Origin of the sequence: Cryobacterium sp. TMT1-3 (assembly GCF_004402315.1) — a bacterium.
Lineage (GTDB): Bacteria > Actinomycetota > Actinomycetes > Actinomycetales > Microbacteriaceae > Cryobacterium > Cryobacterium luteum.
In genome coordinates this window covers 17,746-35,830 of sequence record NZ_SOFW01000023.1, presented here as the reverse complement: position 1 = coordinate 35,830, position 18,085 = coordinate 17,746, and the positions used below count along the sequence as shown (strand labels likewise).

17 protein-coding genes and 1 tRNA gene are annotated in these 18,085 nt (G+C 66.1%); 14 read left to right on the top strand and 4 right to left on the bottom strand.

The annotated features are described in order from the left end of the window. The first annotated feature begins 5 nt into the window (after positions 1 to 5). The 8 genes from metG (at position 6) to E3O25_RS08275 (ending at position 9,029) form a co-directional block, all read left to right on the top strand. Positions 6 to 1,577: a methionine--tRNA ligase gene (gene metG, locus E3O25_RS08310; protein WP_092111045.1), complete on the top strand. Its 1,572-nt coding sequence runs from the start codon at positions 6 to 8 to the stop codon at positions 1,575 to 1,577. Then, on the top strand, positions 1,570 to 2,562 hold the full coding sequence (locus E3O25_RS08305; protein WP_134360911.1) for a TatD family hydrolase: 993 nt from the start codon (positions 1,570 to 1,572) through the stop codon (positions 2,560 to 2,562). The genes metG and E3O25_RS08305 overlap by 8 nt, the downstream gene beginning before the upstream one ends. Then, positions 2,559 to 3,434: a 16S rRNA (adenine(1518)-N(6)/adenine(1519)-N(6))-dimethyltransferase RsmA gene (rsmA, locus tag E3O25_RS08300; protein WP_134360910.1), complete on the top strand. Its 876-nt coding sequence runs from the start codon at positions 2,559 to 2,561 to the stop codon at positions 3,432 to 3,434. Before E3O25_RS08305 ends, rsmA begins: the two co-directional genes overlap by 4 nt. Before the next feature lie 45 nt (positions 3,435 to 3,479). Further along, positions 3,480 to 4,409, top strand: coding sequence for a 4-(cytidine 5'-diphospho)-2-C-methyl-D-erythritol kinase (locus E3O25_RS08295; protein WP_092111050.1), 930 nt, complete (start codon positions 3,480 to 3,482; stop codon positions 4,407 to 4,409). Between the two features lie 24 nt (positions 4,410 to 4,433). Then, positions 4,434 to 6,227 (top strand): ABC-F family ATP-binding cassette domain-containing protein, encoded by a 1,794-nt coding sequence (locus E3O25_RS08290; RefSeq protein ID WP_092111052.1) that lies wholly within the window; start codon positions 4,434 to 4,436, stop codon positions 6,225 to 6,227. 183 nt (positions 6,228 to 6,410) lie between these two features. After that, positions 6,411 to 7,313: a MetQ/NlpA family ABC transporter substrate-binding protein gene (locus tag E3O25_RS08285; protein WP_370448745.1), complete on the top strand. Its 903-nt coding sequence runs from the start codon at positions 6,411 to 6,413 to the stop codon at positions 7,311 to 7,313. Positions 7,314 to 7,341: 28 nt separating this feature from the next. Continuing rightward, complete coding sequence (locus E3O25_RS08280) at positions 7,342 to 8,370, top strand: methionine ABC transporter ATP-binding protein (protein ID WP_134360909.1); 1,029 nt, start codon at positions 7,342 to 7,344, stop codon at positions 8,368 to 8,370. Next, positions 8,370 to 9,029: a methionine ABC transporter permease gene (locus E3O25_RS08275; RefSeq protein ID WP_092111056.1), complete on the top strand. Its 660-nt coding sequence runs from the start codon at positions 8,370 to 8,372 to the stop codon at positions 9,027 to 9,029. Before E3O25_RS08280 ends, E3O25_RS08275 begins: the two co-directional genes overlap by 1 nt. 13 nt (positions 9,030 to 9,042) lie before the next feature. On the opposite strand, the gene E3O25_RS08270 is transcribed toward E3O25_RS08275, so the two are convergent. Further along, positions 9,043 to 9,534 carry a MarR family winged helix-turn-helix transcriptional regulator gene (locus tag E3O25_RS08270; RefSeq protein ID WP_092111058.1) on the bottom strand — a complete coding sequence of 164 codons (492 nt, stop codon included), beginning with the start codon at positions 9,532 to 9,534 and terminating at the stop codon, positions 9,043 to 9,045. 122 nt (positions 9,535 to 9,656) lie between these two features. On the opposite strand from E3O25_RS08270, the gene E3O25_RS08265 reads away from it, so the two are divergent. The 3 genes from E3O25_RS08265 (at position 9,657) to E3O25_RS08255 (ending at position 12,202) form a co-directional block, all read left to right on the top strand. Continuing rightward, positions 9,657 to 9,728 (top strand) — tRNA-Gln (locus E3O25_RS08265). A 35-nt stretch (positions 9,729 to 9,763) separates the two neighbouring features. Further along, positions 9,764 to 11,224 carry a bifunctional UDP-N-acetylglucosamine diphosphorylase/glucosamine-1-phosphate N-acetyltransferase GlmU gene (glmU, locus tag E3O25_RS08260; protein WP_134360908.1) on the top strand — a complete coding sequence of 487 codons (1,461 nt, stop codon included), beginning with the start codon at positions 9,764 to 9,766 and terminating at the stop codon, positions 11,222 to 11,224. Further along, on the top strand, positions 11,225 to 12,202 hold the full coding sequence (locus tag E3O25_RS08255) for a ribose-phosphate diphosphokinase (RefSeq protein WP_092111061.1): 978 nt from the start codon (positions 11,225 to 11,227) through the stop codon (positions 12,200 to 12,202). A 235-nt stretch (positions 12,203 to 12,437) separates the two neighbouring features. Here the strand turns inward: E3O25_RS08255 and E3O25_RS08250 are convergent, their stop codons facing one another. Both E3O25_RS08250 and gndA read right to left on the bottom strand, forming a co-directional pair. Beyond that, on the bottom strand, positions 12,438 to 12,803 hold the full coding sequence (locus E3O25_RS08250; protein WP_134360907.1) for a hypothetical protein: 366 nt from the start codon (positions 12,801 to 12,803) through the stop codon (positions 12,438 to 12,440). Between the two features lie 122 nt (positions 12,804 to 12,925). Beyond that, the gene (gndA, locus tag E3O25_RS08245) at positions 12,926 to 14,383 is read right to left on the bottom strand and encodes an NADP-dependent phosphogluconate dehydrogenase (RefSeq protein WP_092111065.1); all 1,458 of its coding nucleotides are present in this window, start codon (positions 14,381 to 14,383) and stop codon (positions 12,926 to 12,928) included. Between the two features lie 169 nt (positions 14,384 to 14,552). On the opposite strand from gndA, the gene E3O25_RS08240 reads away from it, so the two are divergent. Beyond that, on the top strand, positions 14,553 to 15,092 hold the full coding sequence (locus tag E3O25_RS08240; RefSeq protein WP_241983867.1) for a gluconokinase: 540 nt from the start codon (positions 14,553 to 14,555) through the stop codon (positions 15,090 to 15,092). Further along, on the top strand, positions 15,079 to 16,479 hold the full coding sequence (locus tag E3O25_RS08235; protein WP_174721725.1) for a GntP family permease: 1,401 nt from the start codon (positions 15,079 to 15,081) through the stop codon (positions 16,477 to 16,479). Before E3O25_RS08240 ends, E3O25_RS08235 begins: the two co-directional genes overlap by 14 nt. 6 nt (positions 16,480 to 16,485) lie before the next feature. Here E3O25_RS08235 and E3O25_RS08230 read toward each other — a convergent pair whose 3' ends face one another. Continuing rightward, entirely contained in the window at positions 16,486 to 17,199 is a 714-nt protein-coding gene (locus E3O25_RS08230; RefSeq protein WP_092111069.1) for a FadR/GntR family transcriptional regulator, read from the bottom strand. A gap of 247 nt (positions 17,200 to 17,446) precedes the next feature. On the opposite strand from E3O25_RS08230, the gene E3O25_RS08225 reads away from it, so the two are divergent. Then, complete coding sequence (locus E3O25_RS08225; RefSeq protein ID WP_092111071.1) at positions 17,447 to 18,061, top strand: 50S ribosomal protein L25/general stress protein Ctc; 615 nt, start codon at positions 17,447 to 17,449, stop codon at positions 18,059 to 18,061. Positions 18,062 to 18,085 lie beyond the last annotated feature (24 nt).

The window sequence follows — 18,085 nt, the reverse complement described above, 5'->3', positions numbered from 1 at the left end:
AACGCATGTCCGCAGGCTCTTTCTACATCACCACGCCCATTTTCTACGTGAATGATGTGCCGCACATCGGGCACGCCTACACCGAGGTGGCGGCCGACGTGCTCGCGCGCTGGCACCGGCAGTCCGGCGATGACGCCTGGCTGCTTACCGGCACCGACGAACACGGCCAGAAGATTCTGCGTACCGCGATCGCCAACGGCGTCACGCCCAAGGAATGGGCCGACCGTCTGGTCGAGACCGCGTGGAAGCCGCTGCTGGAAACCGTCAACATCGCCAACGACGACTTCATTCGCACCACCGATGAACGCCACGAGGTGAATGCGCAGAAGTTTCTGCAGCACCTGCACGATGAGGGCCACATCTACACCGGCGAGTACGAGGGCTACTACTGCGTCGGCTGTGAGGAATACAAGCAGACCAGCGACCTCGTCGACGGCGCCGGCGAATACACCGGCCAGCTCGTCTGCGCTATCCACTCCAAGCCGGTCGAGCTGCTGCACGAGAAGAACTATTTCTTCAAGATGAGCGCCTTCGCCGACCGATTGCTTGCCCTCTATGAGGAGAACCCCAACTTCGTGCAGCCGGAAACAGCTCGCAACGAGGTCATGTCCTTCGTCAAGCGCGGCCTCTCCGACCTGTCAATCTCCCGGTCGAGCTTCGACTGGGGCATCAAGGTGCCGTGGGACGAATCGCACGTCGTCTACGTCTGGTTCGACGCGCTGCTCAACTACATCACTGCGGCCGGCTACGGCCAGAACGATGAGGAGTTCGCCAGCCGCTGGCCCGCCACGCACATCGTCGGCAAGGATATTCTGCGCTTTCACGCGGTCATCTGGCCGGCCATGCTCATGGCCGCCGGCATCGCGGTGCCCAAGCAGGTCTTCGGCCACGGCTGGCTGCTCGTCGGCGGCGAGAAGATGAGCAAGTCCAAGCTCACCGGAATCGCCCCGAGCCAGATCACCGACACCTTCGGCTCCGACGCTTTTCGCTACTACTTCATGCGGGCCATCAGCTTCGGCCAGGACGGCTCCTTCAGCTGGGAAGACCTCTCGGCCCGCTACCAGTCCGAGCTCGCTAACGGCTTCGGTAACCTTGCGTCCCGCGTGATCGCCATGGTCCTGCGGTACTGCGACGGCGTCGTGCCCGCTGCGGCTGAGTTCACGGCCGACGACCTGGCCATCCAGGCCACCGAACAGCGCGTGACGGATGCCGCGGCCGCGGCCATCGACAAACTCGCCATCCACGACGCTCTCAGCGAGGTGTGGCAGCTCGTCGACGAGCTCAACGGCTACATCACCCTGCAGGAGCCGTGGGCGCTCGCCAAAAACCCCGAAAGCCGTGACCGTCTCGGCACCGTGCTCTATACCGCGGTGCGCGGCCTGGGCACCCTGGCGGTGCTGCTGTCCCCGGTCATTCCGGTTGCCACCGGCAAGCTCTGGACCGCCCTCGGCGGCGACGGCGCCCTCGCCGACCAGCGTGTCGACCGGGCCTGGGAATGGACCGGCGGCGTCCAGGTGAACGCGCTCGAACCGTTGTTCCCGCGCATCGAATCGATCGTGGAGCCGGCCGATGCCTAACGACCTGTCCGTTCTTGGCGGCGGTGTCGATGGCTACGGCAGCGCCATTCGCAAACGGGAGAACACCCGGGGCCGCGACCTGAGCTATCCGCCGCTGCCGGAGCCGCTCACGGTTCCCGTCTACGACAACCACACCCATCTTGAGATCAGCGACGGTGAGCATCCGCTCAGCTATCGGGAACAGCTCGACCGCGCCTCGAGCGTCGGTGTGCGCGGTGTGATCCAGGTCGGCGGCGACGTTGAAACCTCACGCTGGTCGGCCGCCGCAGCCCTGATCGAGCCGCGCATGCTCGCCGCCGTCGCGATCCACCCCAACGAGGCGCCAGCGCTCGAAGAAGCCGGAACCCTCGACGACGCCCTCGCCGCCATCCACGAACTCGCCGGGCAGCCGCGCGTCGTTGCGGTCGGCGAGACCGGACTCGATTTCTTTCGCACCCCCGAGAACGGCCGCGCCGCCCAGTTTCGTTCGTTCGAAGCGCACATCCGCATCGCCAAGGAGCGGGGCCTCGCCCTGCAGATCCACGACCGCGACGCCCATGAAGCCGTGATCGACACCCTGCTTCGGGTCGGTGCCCCCGAACGCACTGTCTTCCACTGCTTCTCCGGCGACGCCGACATGGCCAGGCTGTGCGCCGATCATGGCTGGTATATGTCCTTCGCCGGCAACGTCACCTTCAACAACGCCGCCAGGCTGCGCGACGCCCTGTCGGCCGCCCCGCGCAACCTGCTGCTGGTTGAAACGGATGCCCCGTTCCTCACTCCGCTGCCCTACCGCGGCCGCCCCAACGCACCGTACCTGCTGCCCAACACGCTGCGCGGCATGGCCGCCCACCTCGAAACGGATGTCTCCCTGCTCTCCGCCCAAATCACCGCCAACACCGAGCTGGTCTACGGCCGCTGGGACGCCGAACCGGTCACCGCCGCCTTCGCCGGCTCGGATGACGATGCCCGTCCCGAGCAGGCCCCCCGCGGCGGGCTCGCATGACCGACGAGGCGGCGGACGCGGTCAAACCCGTTAAAACGCTGCTCGGTCCGGCCGAAATTCGCGACCTCGCCGAGATGCTCGGCGTCAACCCCACCAAGAAGCTCGGTCAGAACTTCGTCATCGACGGCAATACCGTACGGCGCATCGTCAAGGTCGCCCGAGTAGCGCCCGGTGACACCGTCGTCGAGGTTGGTCCTGGCCTCGGCTCGCTCACCCTCGGCATGCTCGAGGTCGGTGCGAGCGTCGTCGCCGTCGAAATCGACGACCGCCTCGCCGAGCAGCTGCCGCTCACCGTCGAACTGATGCAGCCCGGCGCCCGGCTCACGGTCATCCGCGCCGACGCCCTGAAAATCACCGAGCTGCCCGGGGACCCCACCCGTCTCGTGGCCAACCTGCCCTACAACGTCTCGGTGCCGGTGCTGCTCTACCTGCTTGAACACTTCGCGTCGATTCGCGCCGGTGTCGTCATGGTGCAGGCCGAGGTCGGCGAACGCCTCGCCGCCCCGCCCGGAAACAAGATCTACGGCAGCCCGAGCGTGAAAGCGGCCTGGTACGGCGAATTTCGCACCGCCGGCAAGGTCAGCCGCCAGGTGTTCTGGCCGGTTCCGAACGTCGACTCCATCCTCATCGCCTTCGACCGGCGGCCCCAGCCGCTGGAATCCGAAGAGCTGCGGCTGAAGACCTTCGCGCTCGTCGACGCCGCGTTTCAACAGCGGCGCAAGATGCTGCGCCAGTCGCTGTCGGTCGTTCTCGGGGACTCGACGGCGGCATCCGCTGTCATGACGGCGGCGGGCATCGACCCGACGACGCGAGGCGAGCAGCTGACCGTGCACGATTTTCTCGCCATCGCCCGCGTCTGGGCGCCGGCCTGACCCGCGCTGTCCGTTGGGTCCGACGGGCTGGGCTAAGTTAACAGCATGAGGACGACCGCCGCCACCACCGTTGTGCACGCGCGGGCGCCCGGCAAAATCAACGTCTTCCTCAAGGTCGGTGCCGTCATGGAAGACGGCTATCACGACCTCGCGACCGCCTACCAGGCTGTGTCCCTGTTCGAAGAGGTGCGGGCGACTGCGGCCAACGACTTTTCGGTCGAGTTCAGCGGCAGCATCGACACCTCGGCGCTTGCGACCGGCGGCAGCAACCTTGCGATCAAGGCGGCCCGTGCCCTCGCGCGGAAGGCCGGCTACCGTGGCGGCGTGCACCTCGAGATCGAGAAGAACGTGCCGATCGCCGGCGGAATGGGCGGCGGCTCCGCCGACGCGGCAGCCACCCTGCTCGCCTGCGACGCGCTCTGGGGCACGAGTGCCACCAAAGACGAACTCCTCGCCCTCGCTGCGACTCTCGGCGCCGACGTTCCGTTCTCCTTCACCGGCGGCACCGCCATCGGTACCGGACGCGGCGACCAACTCAGCCCGGCCCTGGCCAAGGGCAAGTTTCAATGGGTGCTCGCCCTCGCCGACTTCGGCATGTCGACGCCCGGTGTGTACCAGGAACTCGACCGGCACCGCGATCGTCACGCGCAGGACATCTTCCCGGCCGAGCATCAGCCCAGCGTCGACGCCAACGTGCTGCAGGCGTTGCGCGCCGGCGACCCGCACATGCTCGCCGACGTTCTGCACAACGACCTGCAGGCCCCCGCACTCCACCTCGCGCCGGGCCTCGGTAAGGTGCTGCAGCTCGGCGAACAGAACGGCGCCCTCGCCGGCATCCTCTCCGGCTCCGGCCCGACCGTCGCTTTCCTGGTTGCGGATGCCGACAGCGCGCTCGAACTGCAGGTCGCGCTCTCCGCCAGTCGCCTCACGGTCGTGCGCGCCACCGGCCCCGTGCACGGCGCCCGCCTGATCTAGAAGCGTGCCGTAAACTCGGAGGCTATGGCACATCTTCTCGGGGCTGAGTCCCTGCACCTCGAATTTCCCACCCGCGTCATCTTCGACAGCGTCACCGCCGGCCTCAACGAAGGCGACCGCATCGGTGTCGTCGGCAAGAACGGCGACGGCAAGTCCACCCTCATGCGTCTGCTGGCCGGCCGGATGGAACCCGACGAGGGCCGCGTCACCCGTCGTCGCGGCGTCACCATCGGCATGCTCGATCAGTCCGACGACCTCGCCTCCGGCCAGACCGTCGGCCACACCATCGTCGGCGGCATCGAAGAACACGTCTGGGCGGGCGACGCCAAGGTGCGCGATGTCATCGGCGGCCTCGTGCGCGACATCCCCTGGGACGCCCTCGTCGACGACCTCTCCGGTGGACAGCGCCGCCGGGTGGCCCTCGCCGCCGTGCTCATCGGCGATTACGACTGCATTTTCCTCGACGAGCCCACCAACCACCTTGACGTGGAGGGCATCTCCTGGCTCGCCGGCCACCTCAAGACCCGCTGGGCCGCGCAGTCGGGCGGACTCGTGGTCGTCACCCACGACCGGTGGTTCCTCGACGAGGTCTGCAACATCACCTGGGAGGTGCACGACCGCCTGATCGAACCGTTCGAGGGAGGCTACGCCGCCTACATCCTGCAGCGCGTCGAACGCGACCGCATGAGTTCCGTGGTCGAGTCCAAGCGTCAGAACCTGATGAAGAAGGAACTGGCCTGGCTGCGCCGCGGCGCCCCGGCCCGCACCGCCAAGCCCAAGTTCCGCATCGACGCCGCGAACGTGCTGATCGAGAACGAGCCGCCGCCCCGCGACACCGTCACGATGCAGTCGATGGCGATGCAGCGCCTCGGCAAGGACGTCGTCGACCTCATCGATATCGGCGTGAAGTTCGGCGACAAGACCGTGCTGAACGACATCACCTGGCGCATCGCGCCGGGGGAGCGCACCGGCATCATGGGCGTCAACGGTGCCGGCAAGTCCACCCTGCTGAACCTCGTCGCCGGCACCCTCCAGCCGACGACCGGTCACGTCAAACGTGGCAAGACCATCAAGGTCGCCGTGCTCACCCAGCAGCTGTTCGAACTCGACGAGATCCGCAACGACCGCGTGAGCGACGTCATCGGCCGCCAGAAGACCAGCTACATGGCCGGCGGTAAGGAGATCACGCCCGGCCAGATGCTCGAACGCATGGGCTTCTTGAGCGCCCAGCTCACCACCCAGGTGAAAGACCTTTCCGGTGGCCAGAAGCGCCGCCTGCAGCTGCTGTTGATCGTGCTCAGCGAGCCCAATGTGCTCATCCTCGACGAGCCCACCAACGACCTCGACACCGACATGCTCGCCGCCATGGAAGACCTGCTCGACTCCTTCCCGGGCACCCTGCTCGTCGTCTCGCACGACCGGTACCTGATCGAGCGCGTCACCGACAACCAGTACGCGGTCATGGACGGCGGCTTTCGCCACCTGCCCGGCGGCGTCGACCAGTACCTCGAAGTGCGTCGCAAGGCCGTCGCCGGCCCGGCCGCCGCAACGCCAACGGATGCCGCCGGCAAGCCCAAGAAGATCCCCAGCCTCGGCGGGGCCGAACTGCGCAATGCCCAGAAGGAGCTCGGCTCGATCGACCGCAAGGTGGTCAAACTGCAGGAACGCATCGCGCAGAAGCACGAGAAGCTCGCCGCGCACGATCAGTCCGACTTTACCGGGCTGGGCGAGCTGGGAGTGAAACTGACCGAACTCGAAGAGACCATCGCCACGCTGGAAACCCGCTGGGTCGAACTTACCGAGCTGATCGAGGGCTGATTTGAAAGAAGCTGTGACGTAGTGTGTCGGGGCAGGCCACGCGTCGCAGCTTCGGCACGTATCGTTAAGGGGTACCTGCGCAGCCGCGGTACAAAGCTCCTCGTGGGCGCAGCCTTCTGGTTTGACCGGTCATGGCAGTGTGCCCCGGAGCAACCGGAACCCAGATCGCCCGAAGGAATTATCGTGAAAAAGAAGAACGTCCTCGCCGCACTCGCCGTGCTCCCGCTCGTCGCCCTGCTGGCCGGCTGCGCCGGAGCCTCAGGATCCGCTGACGGCCCCGCCACCGGCACCGACGGTGACGCCATCAAGATTGGCGTCGTCGGCGCCAGCGACCCCTACTGGGCGGTGTACACCGAAGCCGCCGCGGCCGAGGGCATCGAGATCGAGATCGTCGACTTCGCGCAGTACCCGCAGGTGAACCCGGCCCTCGCCGCCGGCGAGGTCGACCTCAACCAGTTCCAGCACATCGTCTACCTGGCCGAGTACAACGAGGCGAGCAACGAAAACCTGGCCCCGATCGGTGCTACGGCCATTTATCCGATCGCCCTGTACTCCTCCGAGTACAGCGATGTCGACGATATCGTGGCGGGCGACACCGTCGCCGTGCCCGACGACGACAGCAACCAGGCCCGCGCACTCGTGCTGCTGCAGTCCGAGGGGCTCATCGAGCTGACCGACGGCGGTACCATCTACTCCAGCATCGACGACATCGATGAAGAGGCCTCCAAGGTGAAGGTCACGGCCCTCGAAGCCTCACTCACCGCGAGTTCGTTGCCCGACGTCGCCGCCGCGATCATCAACAACGACTTCGCCGAGAAAGCCGGACTCAAGTTCGACGACGCCATCGCTACCGATGATGCTGCCGACCCCAAGGCCCTGCCCTACGCGAACATCTTCGCCGCCCGCGACGAAGACAAGAACAACGAGACGTTCCAGAAGCTCGTCGAGATCTTCCAGACCACCAAGGACGTGCAGGACGGCGTCTTCGCCGTGAGCGGCGACACCGCGGTGATGCTGACCACCCCGGTCACCGACCTCAAGAAGTCCCTCGCCGACATTCAGGCCGAGATCCAGGCCGCCGAGTAGTCATCCGGTTATTGAGCGAGGTAAACGGATGGCTGTAGTCAGTCTGCGCAATGTGGGTAAGGTGTACCCGCCCACGGCCAGGGACGGCGCGAGCGTCACGGCGATCGATGACGTGAGTCTTGACGTTGAGGCTGGCGATATTTATGGCATCATCGGCTATTCCGGCGCGGGAAAGAGCACCCTGGTGCGACTCGTCAACGCTTTGGAGCGGTCTACCTCCGGCGAGATCTGGGTGAACGGGCAGAACATCGCCGCGTTGCGCGAGCGAGAGCTGCGCCGGGTGCGCCTCGGCATCGGCATGATCTTTCAACAGTTCAACCTGCTCGGCTCGCGCACGGTGGCCCGGAACGTGGCCTACCCGCTCGAAGTGGCCGGGTATCCCAAGGAGCAGCGCGCCGCCCGAGTGGCCGAACTGCTCGACTTCGTCGGTCTCAGCGACAAGGCCGGGTCGTATCCCGACCAGCTCTCCGGCGGCCAGAAGCAGCGCGTGGGCATCGCCCGCGCGCTCGCGACCCAGCCGAGCATCCTGCTCGCCGACGAGGCCACGAGCGCGCTCGACCCGGAAACCACGCACGAGGTCCTCGCCCTGCTGAAAAGGGTGAACGCGGAATTCGGGGTGACCATCATCGTGATCACCCACGAGATGGACGTGATCCAGACCATCGCCACCAAGGTCGCCGTGATGGACCAGGGCCGGGTGATCGAGCGCGGACCGGTCTTCGAGGTGTTCTCGAACCCGCAGGCAGCGGCATCCGCTCGATTCGTCTCGACCGTGGTCAAGGGGGTGCCGTCTGCGGCCGAACTTGCCGTGCTGCGCGAGCGGCACGCCGGACGCATCGTGACGCTGACGTTTCGCGACAGCGCGGTCGACCAGAAGGCCGTCTTCGGCGAACTGTCGGCCGCAAACGTGGCGTTCGAGGTGGTCTACGGCGGCATCAACGAGATTCAGGGTCGCCCGTTCGGTCATCTCACCCTCGCCCTTACCGGCGATGACCCGGTCATCGACCGCGTGCTCGATCACATTCGAATGCTCACGACCGTCACGGAGGTGCGCTGATGGATGCCCTGATCGATCTGCTGCCCGAACTGTGGACGGCCACCTACGAGACCCTCTACATCGTCGCGCTCACCCTGTTCTTCGGCGGCCTCGGCGGCCTGCTGGTGGGCCTGGGACTGTACGTCACCCGCGCCGGCAGCGTCCTCGAGAACAAGCCCCTGTTCGTCGTGCTCAACCTGCTGGTGAACTTCATTCGCCCGATTCCGTTCATCATCTTTCTCGCGGCGGCGCAGCCGCTGGCTCGAGTGGTCACCGGCAGCGGTATCGGCAATAACGCGATCATCTTCACGATCGCCCTCGCCGCCTCCTTCGCGATGGCCCGCATCGTGGAGCAGAATCTGCTCACCGTGACCCCTGGTGTGATCGACGCGGCCCGCAGCGTCGGCGCCGGACCGATTCGGATCATCTTCACGGTGCTGCTGCCCGAAGCGCTCGGACCGCTCATTCTCGGCTACACGTTCATCTTCGTGGCGCTCGTGGACATGTCGGCAGTCGCCGGCTACGTCGGCGGCGGCGGGCTCGGTAACTTCGCCCTGTTGTACGGCTACCGGCAGTACGAACCGGTCGTCACCTGGGCCGCCGTGCTGATCATTATCGTGCTTGTGCAGGTCGTGCAGTTCTTCGGCAACTATCTCGCCCGCAAGGCCCTGCGCCGCTAGCTTGTGTCGGGTCTCAGTCGAAGTCGAGGCTGAGCTTTCGCAGCAGGCCGGCCAGCCGTTCCTGATCGGTGGCGGAGAGGGTGTCGAGCAGGTCGGCTTCGGCGTCGACCAGCCTGGTGATGGCGGCATCCACTCGGGTGAGGCCGGCGGGGGTCATGCCCACCAGGATGCCGCGGCCGTCATTGGGTGCAGAGCGACGCTTCACCAGACCCCGGTCGACGAGCCGGTCGATGCGGTTCGTCATGGTGCCGCTCGAGACGAGGGTTTGCTGCAATAGGGCCTTCGGGCTCAGCTCGTACGGGGTGCCGGCCCGGCGCAGTGCCGAGAGCACGTCGAACTCCCACGATGCGAGTTCGGAGCGGGAGAAGGCGGTGCGGCGGGCCCGGTCGAGGTGTTTCGACAACCGGGCGACCCTGCTGAGCACCTGCAACGGTGCAAAATCAAGATCAGGGCGTTCGCGCAGCCATGAATCGACGATTCGGTCGACTTCATCATGGCCAGGCATTGCTCCATTATCCCGTCTACCGGGGAGTTTCTTCGCCGAGGACCCCGGGAGAGGGCCGGTCGGTGCATGCCGCCGCCAAGAATCTGGCAGACTTGACAGGTTGCTGGCTCCGGTCAGCATGGTCCGCCATAGTGTAACGGCAGCACGGCAACCTTTGGAGTTGTTCGGTCCAGGTTCGAATCCTGGTGGCGGAGCCCTCATTTTCTCTCCCAACTGCGTTAGGAATCCTGTGACAGACGCCCGCCTCGCCATCATTGTGCTGGCCGCCGGCCAGGGCACCCGCATGAAGTCCAGCCTGCCCAAGCTGCTGCATCCGCTGGCCGGAGTGCCGATCGTCAGTCACGTGCTGGCGACCGCGCGCGCCCTCGATGCCGCCCACGTCGTGACCGTCGTGCGGCACGAACGCGACCTGCTCGCTGCGGTCGTGGCCGAGAACCTGCCGGAGAGCACCATCGTCGATCAAGACGAGATCCCCGGAACCGGCCGCGCCGTTGAACAGGCCGTCGCCGCGCTGCCCGCCGATTTCGACGGAGACGTGCTGGTCATCAACGGTGACGTGCCGCTGCTGAACGCCGCCACGCTCGCCTCCTTCATTGCCTCGCACCGCCAGGGCGCCGCTGCGGGTACCGTGCTCTCCGCCTACCCCGACGACGCGACCGGCTATGGCCGCATCATCCGGTCTGTGGAGGGTGCGTTCGACCGCATCGTCGAGCAGAAAGATGCAACGGATGCCGAATTGGCCGTTACCGAGATCAACGCCGGCGTCTACCTGTTCGGCCTGGCCGCGCTGCGTGAGCAGCTCGCCGAGCTGACCACCGCCAACGCGCAGGGCGAGAAGTACCTCACCGATGTGATCGAACTGCTGCGCCGGGCCGGCTCCGAGGTGAGCGCCGTTCCCGTCGCCGACGCCTGGATCGTGGCGGGCATCAACGACCGTGCCCAGCTCGGCGACACCGCGCAGAAGCTCAACGCCCTGATCGTGCGTGGCTGGCAGCTGGCCGGAGTGACAGTGCAGGACCCGGCCACCACCTGGATCGACCTGAAAGCCGTGCTCGCGCCCGACGTCACCCTGCTGCCCGGCACCCAGATCGTCGGGGCCACCGTCGTGGCGACCGGCGCCATCATCGGCCCGGATACCACCCTGCGTGACTGCGAGATCGGCGAGAACGCCCGAGTGAATCGCACCGACGCGACCCTCGCGGTGATCGAGGCCGGCGCATCCGTTGGTCCGTTCTCCTACCTGCGGCCGAACACCGTGCTCGGCGCCGACGGCAAGATCGGCGCCTTCGTCGAGACCAAGAACGCCCAGATCGGCGCCGGCAGCAAGGTGCCGCACCTGAGCTATGTGGGCGATGCCACGATCGGTGTGGGGTCGAACATCGGGGCCGGAACAATCTTCGCCAATTATGACGGCGTGGCCAAACACCACTCTGAGATCGGGTCGCACGTGCGCACCGGCTCACACAACGTGTTTGTCGCGCCGATTACAATTGGTTCGGGCGCGTACACGGGGGCAGGCACGGTCGTTCGAAAGAGCGTTCCGGCCGGCGCACTGGCCATCAATGTGGCCCCGCAGCGCAACATGGACGGCTGGGTTCACGCCAACCGTCCGGGCACGGCCGCGGCTCTCGCCGCGGACGCCAGCCTGAGCAGCACAGAACGCGTGGACAGCACGAAGACTGGAGAATAGGTGTCGGAAATCAAGACCAGCGGCGACAAACGATTAGTACTGGTTTCGGGGCGAGCACACCCGCAGCTCGCTCTCGACATCGCCACGGAGCTTGGTTCAGAGCTGCTCCACACCGACGCACGCACCTTCGCCAACGGCGAACTGTACGCCAGGTTCGACGAGAGTGTGCGCGGCTCGGATGCCTTCGTCATCCAATCCCACACCGCGCCGATCAATGAATGGCTGATGGAACAGCTCATCATGGTGGACGCACTCAAGCGGGCATCCGCCAAGCGCATTACCGTGGTCGCGCCGTTCTACCCCTACGCCCGGCAGGACAAAAAGGGTCGCGGCCGCGAGCCGATCTCGGCGCGCCTCGTCGCTGACCTGTTCAAAGTTGCCGGTGCCGATCGAATCATGTCGATCGACCTGCACGCCGCCCAGATTCAGGGCTTTTTCGACGGTCCGGTCGACCACCTGTTCGCGATGCCGGTGCTGCTCGAGCACTTCCGGGCGCGGCTCGACCCGTCCACCCTCACCGTAGTCTCGCCCGACATGGGCCGGGTGCGCGTCGCCGACATCTGGAGTGACCGCCTCGGTGTTCCGCTGGCCATCATTCACAAGCGTCGCGACCCGCTGGTGCCCAACCGGGTCTCCGTGCACGAGATCGTCGGTCAGGTCAAGGGTCGCGTCTGCCTGCTTGTCGACGACATGATCGACACCGGTCGTACCATCGCCCTGGCCGCAGAGGCCCTGCGTGAGGCCGGCGCCATCGGTGTCGTCGTCGCCGCTACTCACGCCGTGTTCAGCGACCCTGCGGTCGACATGCTGCAGAACCCCGCGATCAGCGCCGTTGTCGTCACCGACACGCTGCCGATCCCGCCGGAGAAGCGCTTTCCGACCCTCACCGTGCTTCCGATTGCCCCGCTGCTGGCCCGCGCCATCCATGAGGTCTTCGACGAGGGTTCGGTCACTTCGATGTTCGATGGTGCCGCATAGTAGGTAGAACGCTCAGTCTCGTATATGGCTGATCTCTGGAGGCGGTGACTGCGGCCATCGCCTCCAGTCAGTTACTTGCATTCACTGCGCCATTAACGGATGCTGCCCGCTCGCGTTTCGCAGACATCCTTGCGTTCACCGCGGCTCACCGACGTGTGAGTTTGAGCCCATTCTTCGTGATTTTTGGGTCGAAAGTCACACCCCAGCGCCGGGTTGAGGCCACGGGGCCCGAAATCTAGGTGCGCGTGGCGGGGGCCAGCTGGCGCGGCGCCGAGGGAATGATGCCGAGCGGGGTGACGAAGGTCTCGCGCTCGTTCACATCGACCGCGAAGCACTGCCAGCCGAACCCGCCGGGCCCGGCGAACTCGAATCGCGCGTCGAAGTCGACCGCCGAAGGGTAGTACTGGGCGACCGCGGTCACGCACGCGTTCGCGGCCGTATCCGCGGCGACCCGCATGGTGGTGAAGACCCCCGGCACGACGAGGGCAACGATGCCGAGCACCACGACGATCCGCAGGATTGACGTGAAGTGTTTGCCGCGCAGCGGACGGTAGTCGTCATTCGGCTCATAGCCGGAGAGTTCGGGATGATTGTCACTCATGAGTACTCACATTCTTGCAGGGCAGCGCGGGAAACGCCCGGTGAAACAGAGCGGGCCGGCGGCATCCGTTCTCAGCGCGTGAGAAGCGGATGCTGCCGGCCGGCAACGCGTGCTGCGTGTGGCTAGTGCGTGGACGCCTCGGTGGCGATCTCACTGCGGTCGCCGGACCACAGGGTGTGGAAGGTGCCGGGCAGGTCGACCCGGTGGTAGGTGTGCGCTCCGAAGAAGTCGCGCTGACCCTGCACCAGGGCGGCCGGCAGGCGAACGCTCGCGAGCGAGTCGAAGTAGCTCAGGCTCGAACCGAAGCCGGGAACCGGGATGCCCGACAGTGCGGCGGTCGAGACCACGCGGCGCCAGGCTGCCTCGCCGGAGGCGACGGCCTCGGCGAAGTACGGGTCGGCGAGCAGGCTCGGAATGGACGCGTCGTTGTCGTAGGCGTCGACGATGCGGTTGAGGAACTGGGCGCGAATGATGCAGCCGCCGCGCCAGATAGTGGCGATGGCACCCTTGTCGATGTTCCAGTTGTACTTCTTCGCACCGGCGATGATCGCGTCGAATCCCTGCGCGTAGGCGACGATTTTCGAGGCATAGAGCGCCTGGCGCACGTCTTCCTGAAAGGTATGGCCGACGATGGCGATCTCGGGGCGAGCGGTGAGGGTGGCGCGCACCGGTCCGCGCTGCTCCGGGTGGCTGGAGACGGCGCGGGCGAAGACGGCCTCGGCGATGCCGCCGACCGGAACGCCGAGGTCGAGCGCGTTCTGCACGGTCCAGACGCCGGTTCCCTTAGAGCCGGCCTCGTCGAGCACGACGTCGATGAACGGCTCCCCGGTCTTCGCGTCGACCTGACGCAGAATCTCTGCGGTGATCTCGATCAGGTAGCTGTTGAGTTCTCCGCTGTTCCAGTCGGTGAAGACGTCGGCGATGACCTCGGGGGAGTGCCCGCCAACCTTGCGGAGCAGGTCGTAGGCCTCGGCGATGAGCTGCATGTCGGCGTATTCGATGCCGTTGTGGATCATCTTGACGAAGTGGCCGGCACCGTCGGTGCCGATGTGGGTGACGCAGGGCACACCGTCGACGACGGCGGCGATGGACTCGAGAATGGGGCCAAGGGTTTTGTACGCCTCCACCGAGCCGCCGGGCATGATGCTCGGGCCGTTGAGGGCGCCCTCTTCGCCACCGGAGATGCCGGCACCGACAAAGTTGAGGCCCTTGGCGCTCTGCTCCTTCTCTCGGCGGATGGTGTCGGTGAATTCGGCGTTACCGCCGTCGACGATGATGTCACCGGGCTCGAACAGCTCCGAGAGTTGGGAGATGACGGCGTCGGTTCCGCGGCCGGCCTGCACCATGATGATCGCCGTGCGCGGCTTGGTCAGCGACGCGACAAAGTCGGCGATGTTCTCGGAGGCGACAAAGTTGGCCTCGGGGTGCTCGGTCGTGAGCAGGCGGGTTCGTTCGGGGGAGCGGTTGTAGACCGCGACGGTGTTCCCCTCGCGGCCGGCCAAGTTGCGGGCGAGGTTCGAGCCCATCACCGCCAGACCGACGACACCAATATTTGCCTGTGCTGAACCGGACTCTGACACGTTTTCTCCTTCGGGGCTGTGTTGAGCAGACCACCTACGAGTTTAGCCCACCGGCCTGATCGGTCCCACAAACGGGGGCGCGCACGATTTCATTGAAGCAGATATAAGTGTTAGTTTGCTCGTTGTAATCAGATTTATTGCAGTGAAGCAGCGGCCGCAAAGGAGCACCATGCCTGATCACATCCAACGAGTCACCCCCGCATTGGCCATCGTCGTGATGGGCGTTCAGGGTTGCGGCAAATCCACCGTCGGCCGCGCACTCGCCGCGGCACGGGGCTTCCGATTTCTTGACGGTGACGACCTGCACAGCGCGGCGGCACGCGCCAAGATGGCGTCCGGGCATCCGCTCACCGACGACGACCGCCTGCCCTGGCTGACCCGCATCGGCGAGACCATGGCGGAGGCCGTCGACCAGGGCAAACCGCTCGTGGTCGCCTGCTCGGCCCTCAAACGCAACTACCGCGACCTGCTGCGCTCCTTCGTACCGACGCTGGTCTTCGCCGAGCTCTATGGCAGCCAGGAACTGATCGCCGAGCGACTCACCCACCGCAACCACGAATACATGCCGCCCACCCTGCTCGACTCGCAATTCGCGACGCTCGAACCGCTCGCCGCTGACGAAGCCGGGCTGCGCGTCGACCTCATCCACACTCCCGACGAAATCGTCGGCCTGATCCACAAAGGAACGCTCACTGATGACCGATCTTGAAATGAACTGGGTGCTCGGCACCCCCGGATTGCTCGGCGTTGCCGCCGGTGCGATCGCGGTGCTCCTCGTGCTCATCATGAAGTTCAAGGTGCACGCCTTTCTGTCGCTGATCATCGTGAGCCTGCTCACCGCGGTCGCCACCGGCATTCCGACGGCACGCCTCATGCCCACCCTGCTCGACGGCTTCGGCGGCACGCTGGCCGGTGTGGCCCTGCTCGTCGGCCTCGGCGCCATGCTCGGTCGCATGCTCGAGACCAGCGGCGGCGCGCAGGTGCTGACGGATGCCCTGATCGCCCGTTTCGGAGAGAAGCGCGCGCCGATCGCGCTCGCCGTCGCATCGCTCATGCTCGGTTTCCCGATCTTCTTCGACGCCGGCCTCGTGGTCATGCTGCCGATCATCTTCGCCGTCGCCCGACGCCTCGGCGGGTCTTTCCTCGGCTATGCGTTCCCATCGGCGGTGGCCTTCTCGGTCATGCATATCTTCGTGCCGCCGCACCCCGGCCCCGTTGCGGCGACGGGCCTGCTCGGCGCCGACGTGGGACTCGTGCTGATCTTCGGCCTTCTGGTAGCACTGCCCACCTGGTACGTCGTCGGTCACCTGTTCGGCCGCTACGTCGGTCGCAAGTACGACATTCCCGTGCCGTCTATTCTGCGGGGCAGCACGGGCGACTTCACCGAGTTCGCGTCCGCTCCCCGGGTCGGCATCATCATGACCCTGCTCCTGCTGCCGATCGGACTGATCTTTCTCAACACCGGCCTCAACATGGCCGCCACCGCCGGGCTGGTCTCGCTCGACGATGCCTGGGTGCAGATTCTGCGCGCCATCGGCGAGACACCGGTGGCCCTGCTCATCACGGTGGTGCTCGCCATGGCCCTGCTCGGCTGGAAGAAGCGTAAGTCGGCCAGCCTCGTGGAATCGGTCGTCGACAGCGCGCTCGGCCCGGTCTCTGCCGTCATCCTCATCACCGGCGCCGGTGGAATGTTCGGAGGCGTGCTGCGTGCCAGCGGAATCGGCAACGCCCTGGCCGAGTCACTCGACGCCATCGGCCTGCCGGTGATCGTGGCCGGGTTCGTGATCGCCGCCCTCGTGCGGATCGCGCAGGGCTCCGCAACAGTGGCGCTCACCACCACGGCGGCGCTGCTGCAGCCGGTCGTGATGGGCAACAACACTTTCAACCCGGTTGAGCTCGCCGCCATCGTGCTGGCACTCGCGGCCGGGTCGGTCTTCGCCGGGCACGTCAACGACTCCGGATTCTGGCTGGTCAGCCGGTTCTTCGGGATGGACACCAAGACCACGCTCAAGACCTGGACCGTCGGTCAGGCCCTGGTCGGAATCGTGGGCTTTACGCTGGCGCTGGCCATCTACCTCGTGGCGAGCCTGCTCTGACCCCGACTAGAAGAACAGGCGGGGAGTGTGGGCCCAGGACTCCTCCACCTCGGCAATGGTGCGTCGCATGATCAGTTCCATAGACTCCCGGGCCCGCCCCGGATGGCCGCCCTGGATGGCGTCGGCGACGTCAACGTGCCACTGCAGGGCGGTTTCATGCGGGTGGGCGGGCATCAGGCCGAGGCCGGTGCGCCCCGACAGCACGGCAGCGATCACTTCGTCGAGTTTGGCGAACATCTCATTGCCCGACCCGTGCAACACCAGCCGGTGAAAGTGGATGTCCAGCGCGAGAAATCGCTCGAGGTCGCCGGCTCGCCCGACGGTGCGCATCTGCGCGGCCACGGTCATGAGTTCGCCCGACATAGCCTGTGGGCAGTGTCGTGCGGCCAGTTCGGCGGCCATCGGCTCGACGGATGCTCGCAGCTCGGTGAGCGAACGCAGCTGGGCGCCACGTCCAGCCCCGGCCAGGCGCCAGCGGATGAGCAGGGGATCGAAGGCGTTCCACACCGATTGCGGCCGAACGCGAATTCCGACCCGCTTGACCGATTCGACCAGGCCCATGGCGCCGAGCACCCGCACCGCCTCGCGCACGACTGACCGACTCACGCCCTGGGTGCGCTCGAGCTCTTCCGAGAGCATCACGGTTCCGGCCGGCGTGCGCCCGTCGACGATGGGGATGCCGACCGCCTCGACCACGCGGTTGTGCAGGCTGGATGGCATGCTCCGACCCTAACGCCTGCGTCGGCACCCGCGCCGTGCGCGACACGCCCGGGCTGCAGGCCCGGCGCGAACTGTGTAAGCTGGACAACGAACTTCGGCGAGGGATGATGCCGGGCCAGACTCGTAGGCCGGCGGCATCCGTTATCGACGCGGCGGACGAGGCCCTGGGCTTTTCCTCACGCTGACATGCGTTCGAGTTGAATCACTATCCCACGACCTGGGCTCAGGCCCCGCAAGGAGAAATATCATGGCTAAAGAAGTTACCGCTGTCGTCGCTGAACTGCGCGAAAGCTTCGGCAAGGGCGCGGCCCGCAAGCTGCGCGTGCTCGGCAAGATCCCGGCCGTCATCTACGGCCACGGCACCGAGCCGGTGCACGTGTCGCTGCCCGCCCACCGCATCGCCCTGCTGCTGCGTCGCGCCAACATGCTGCTCGAGCTCGACATCGCTGGCGCCAAGCAGCTCGTGCTGGTCAAGGACGTGCAGAAGGACCCGGTAAAGGCCATCATCGAGCACATCGACCTGGTCGTCGTGCGCAAGGGTGAAAAGGTGCAGGTCGAAGTTCAGGTGCACATGTCGGGCGAGTCCTTCGCCGGCACGATCGCCGACTTCGACACCAAGACCCTGCTGCTCGAGGTTGAAGCAACCGACATTCCCGAGAACGTCACCGTGTCGATCGAGGGTCTCGAAGACGGTGCCCAGATTCACGCCAAGGACGTTCCTCTGCCCGACGGCGCCGTGCTCATGTCCGACGAGGACGCCCTCGTCGTCTACATCCACACCCCTCGTGGCGAAGATGAAGAAGAGGCCGAGACCGAGGTCATCACGGCCGGCACCCCGGCCGCCACGCCTCCCGCCGCGTAGTACTTTTCAACGGCGTACCCATCA

What these genes read in the sequence shown, in the direction of transcription:
- E3O25_RS08290 (WP_092111052.1), top strand. Translation starts at nt 4,434, where the DNA reads ATGGCACATCTTCTCGGGGCTGAGTCCCTGCACCTCGAATTTCCCACC.
- E3O25_RS08305 (WP_134360911.1), top strand. Translation starts at nt 1,570, where the DNA reads ATGCCTAACGACCTGTCCGTTCTTGGCGGCGGTGTCGATGGCTACGGC.
- rsmA (WP_134360910.1), top strand. Translation starts at nt 2,559, where the DNA reads ATGACCGACGAGGCGGCGGACGCGGTCAAACCCGTTAAAACGCTGCTC.
- E3O25_RS08250 (WP_134360907.1), bottom strand. Translation starts at nt 12,803, where the DNA reads ATGAGTGACAATCATCCCGAACTCTCCGGCTATGAGCCGAATGACGAC.
- E3O25_RS08270 (WP_092111058.1), bottom strand. Translation starts at nt 9,534, where the DNA reads ATGCCTGGCCATGATGAAGTCGACCGAATCGTCGATTCATGGCTGCGC.
- E3O25_RS08235 (WP_174721725.1), top strand. Translation starts at nt 15,079, where the DNA reads ATGACCGATCTTGAAATGAACTGGGTGCTCGGCACCCCCGGATTGCTC.
- E3O25_RS08230 (WP_092111069.1), bottom strand. Translation starts at nt 17,199, where the DNA reads ATGCCATCCAGCCTGCACAACCGCGTGGTCGAGGCGGTCGGCATCCCC.
- E3O25_RS08225 (WP_092111071.1), top strand. Translation starts at nt 17,447, where the DNA reads ATGGCTAAAGAAGTTACCGCTGTCGTCGCTGAACTGCGCGAAAGCTTC.
- E3O25_RS08275 (WP_092111056.1), top strand. Translation starts at nt 8,370, where the DNA reads ATGGATGCCCTGATCGATCTGCTGCCCGAACTGTGGACGGCCACCTAC.
- E3O25_RS08295 (WP_092111050.1), top strand. Translation starts at nt 3,480, where the DNA reads ATGAGGACGACCGCCGCCACCACCGTTGTGCACGCGCGGGCGCCCGGC.
- E3O25_RS08280 (WP_134360909.1), top strand. Translation starts at nt 7,342, where the DNA reads ATGGCTGTAGTCAGTCTGCGCAATGTGGGTAAGGTGTACCCGCCCACG.
- metG (WP_092111045.1), top strand. Translation starts at nt 6, where the DNA reads ATGTCCGCAGGCTCTTTCTACATCACCACGCCCATTTTCTACGTGAAT.
- E3O25_RS08240 (WP_241983867.1), top strand. Translation starts at nt 14,553, where the DNA reads ATGCCTGATCACATCCAACGAGTCACCCCCGCATTGGCCATCGTCGTG.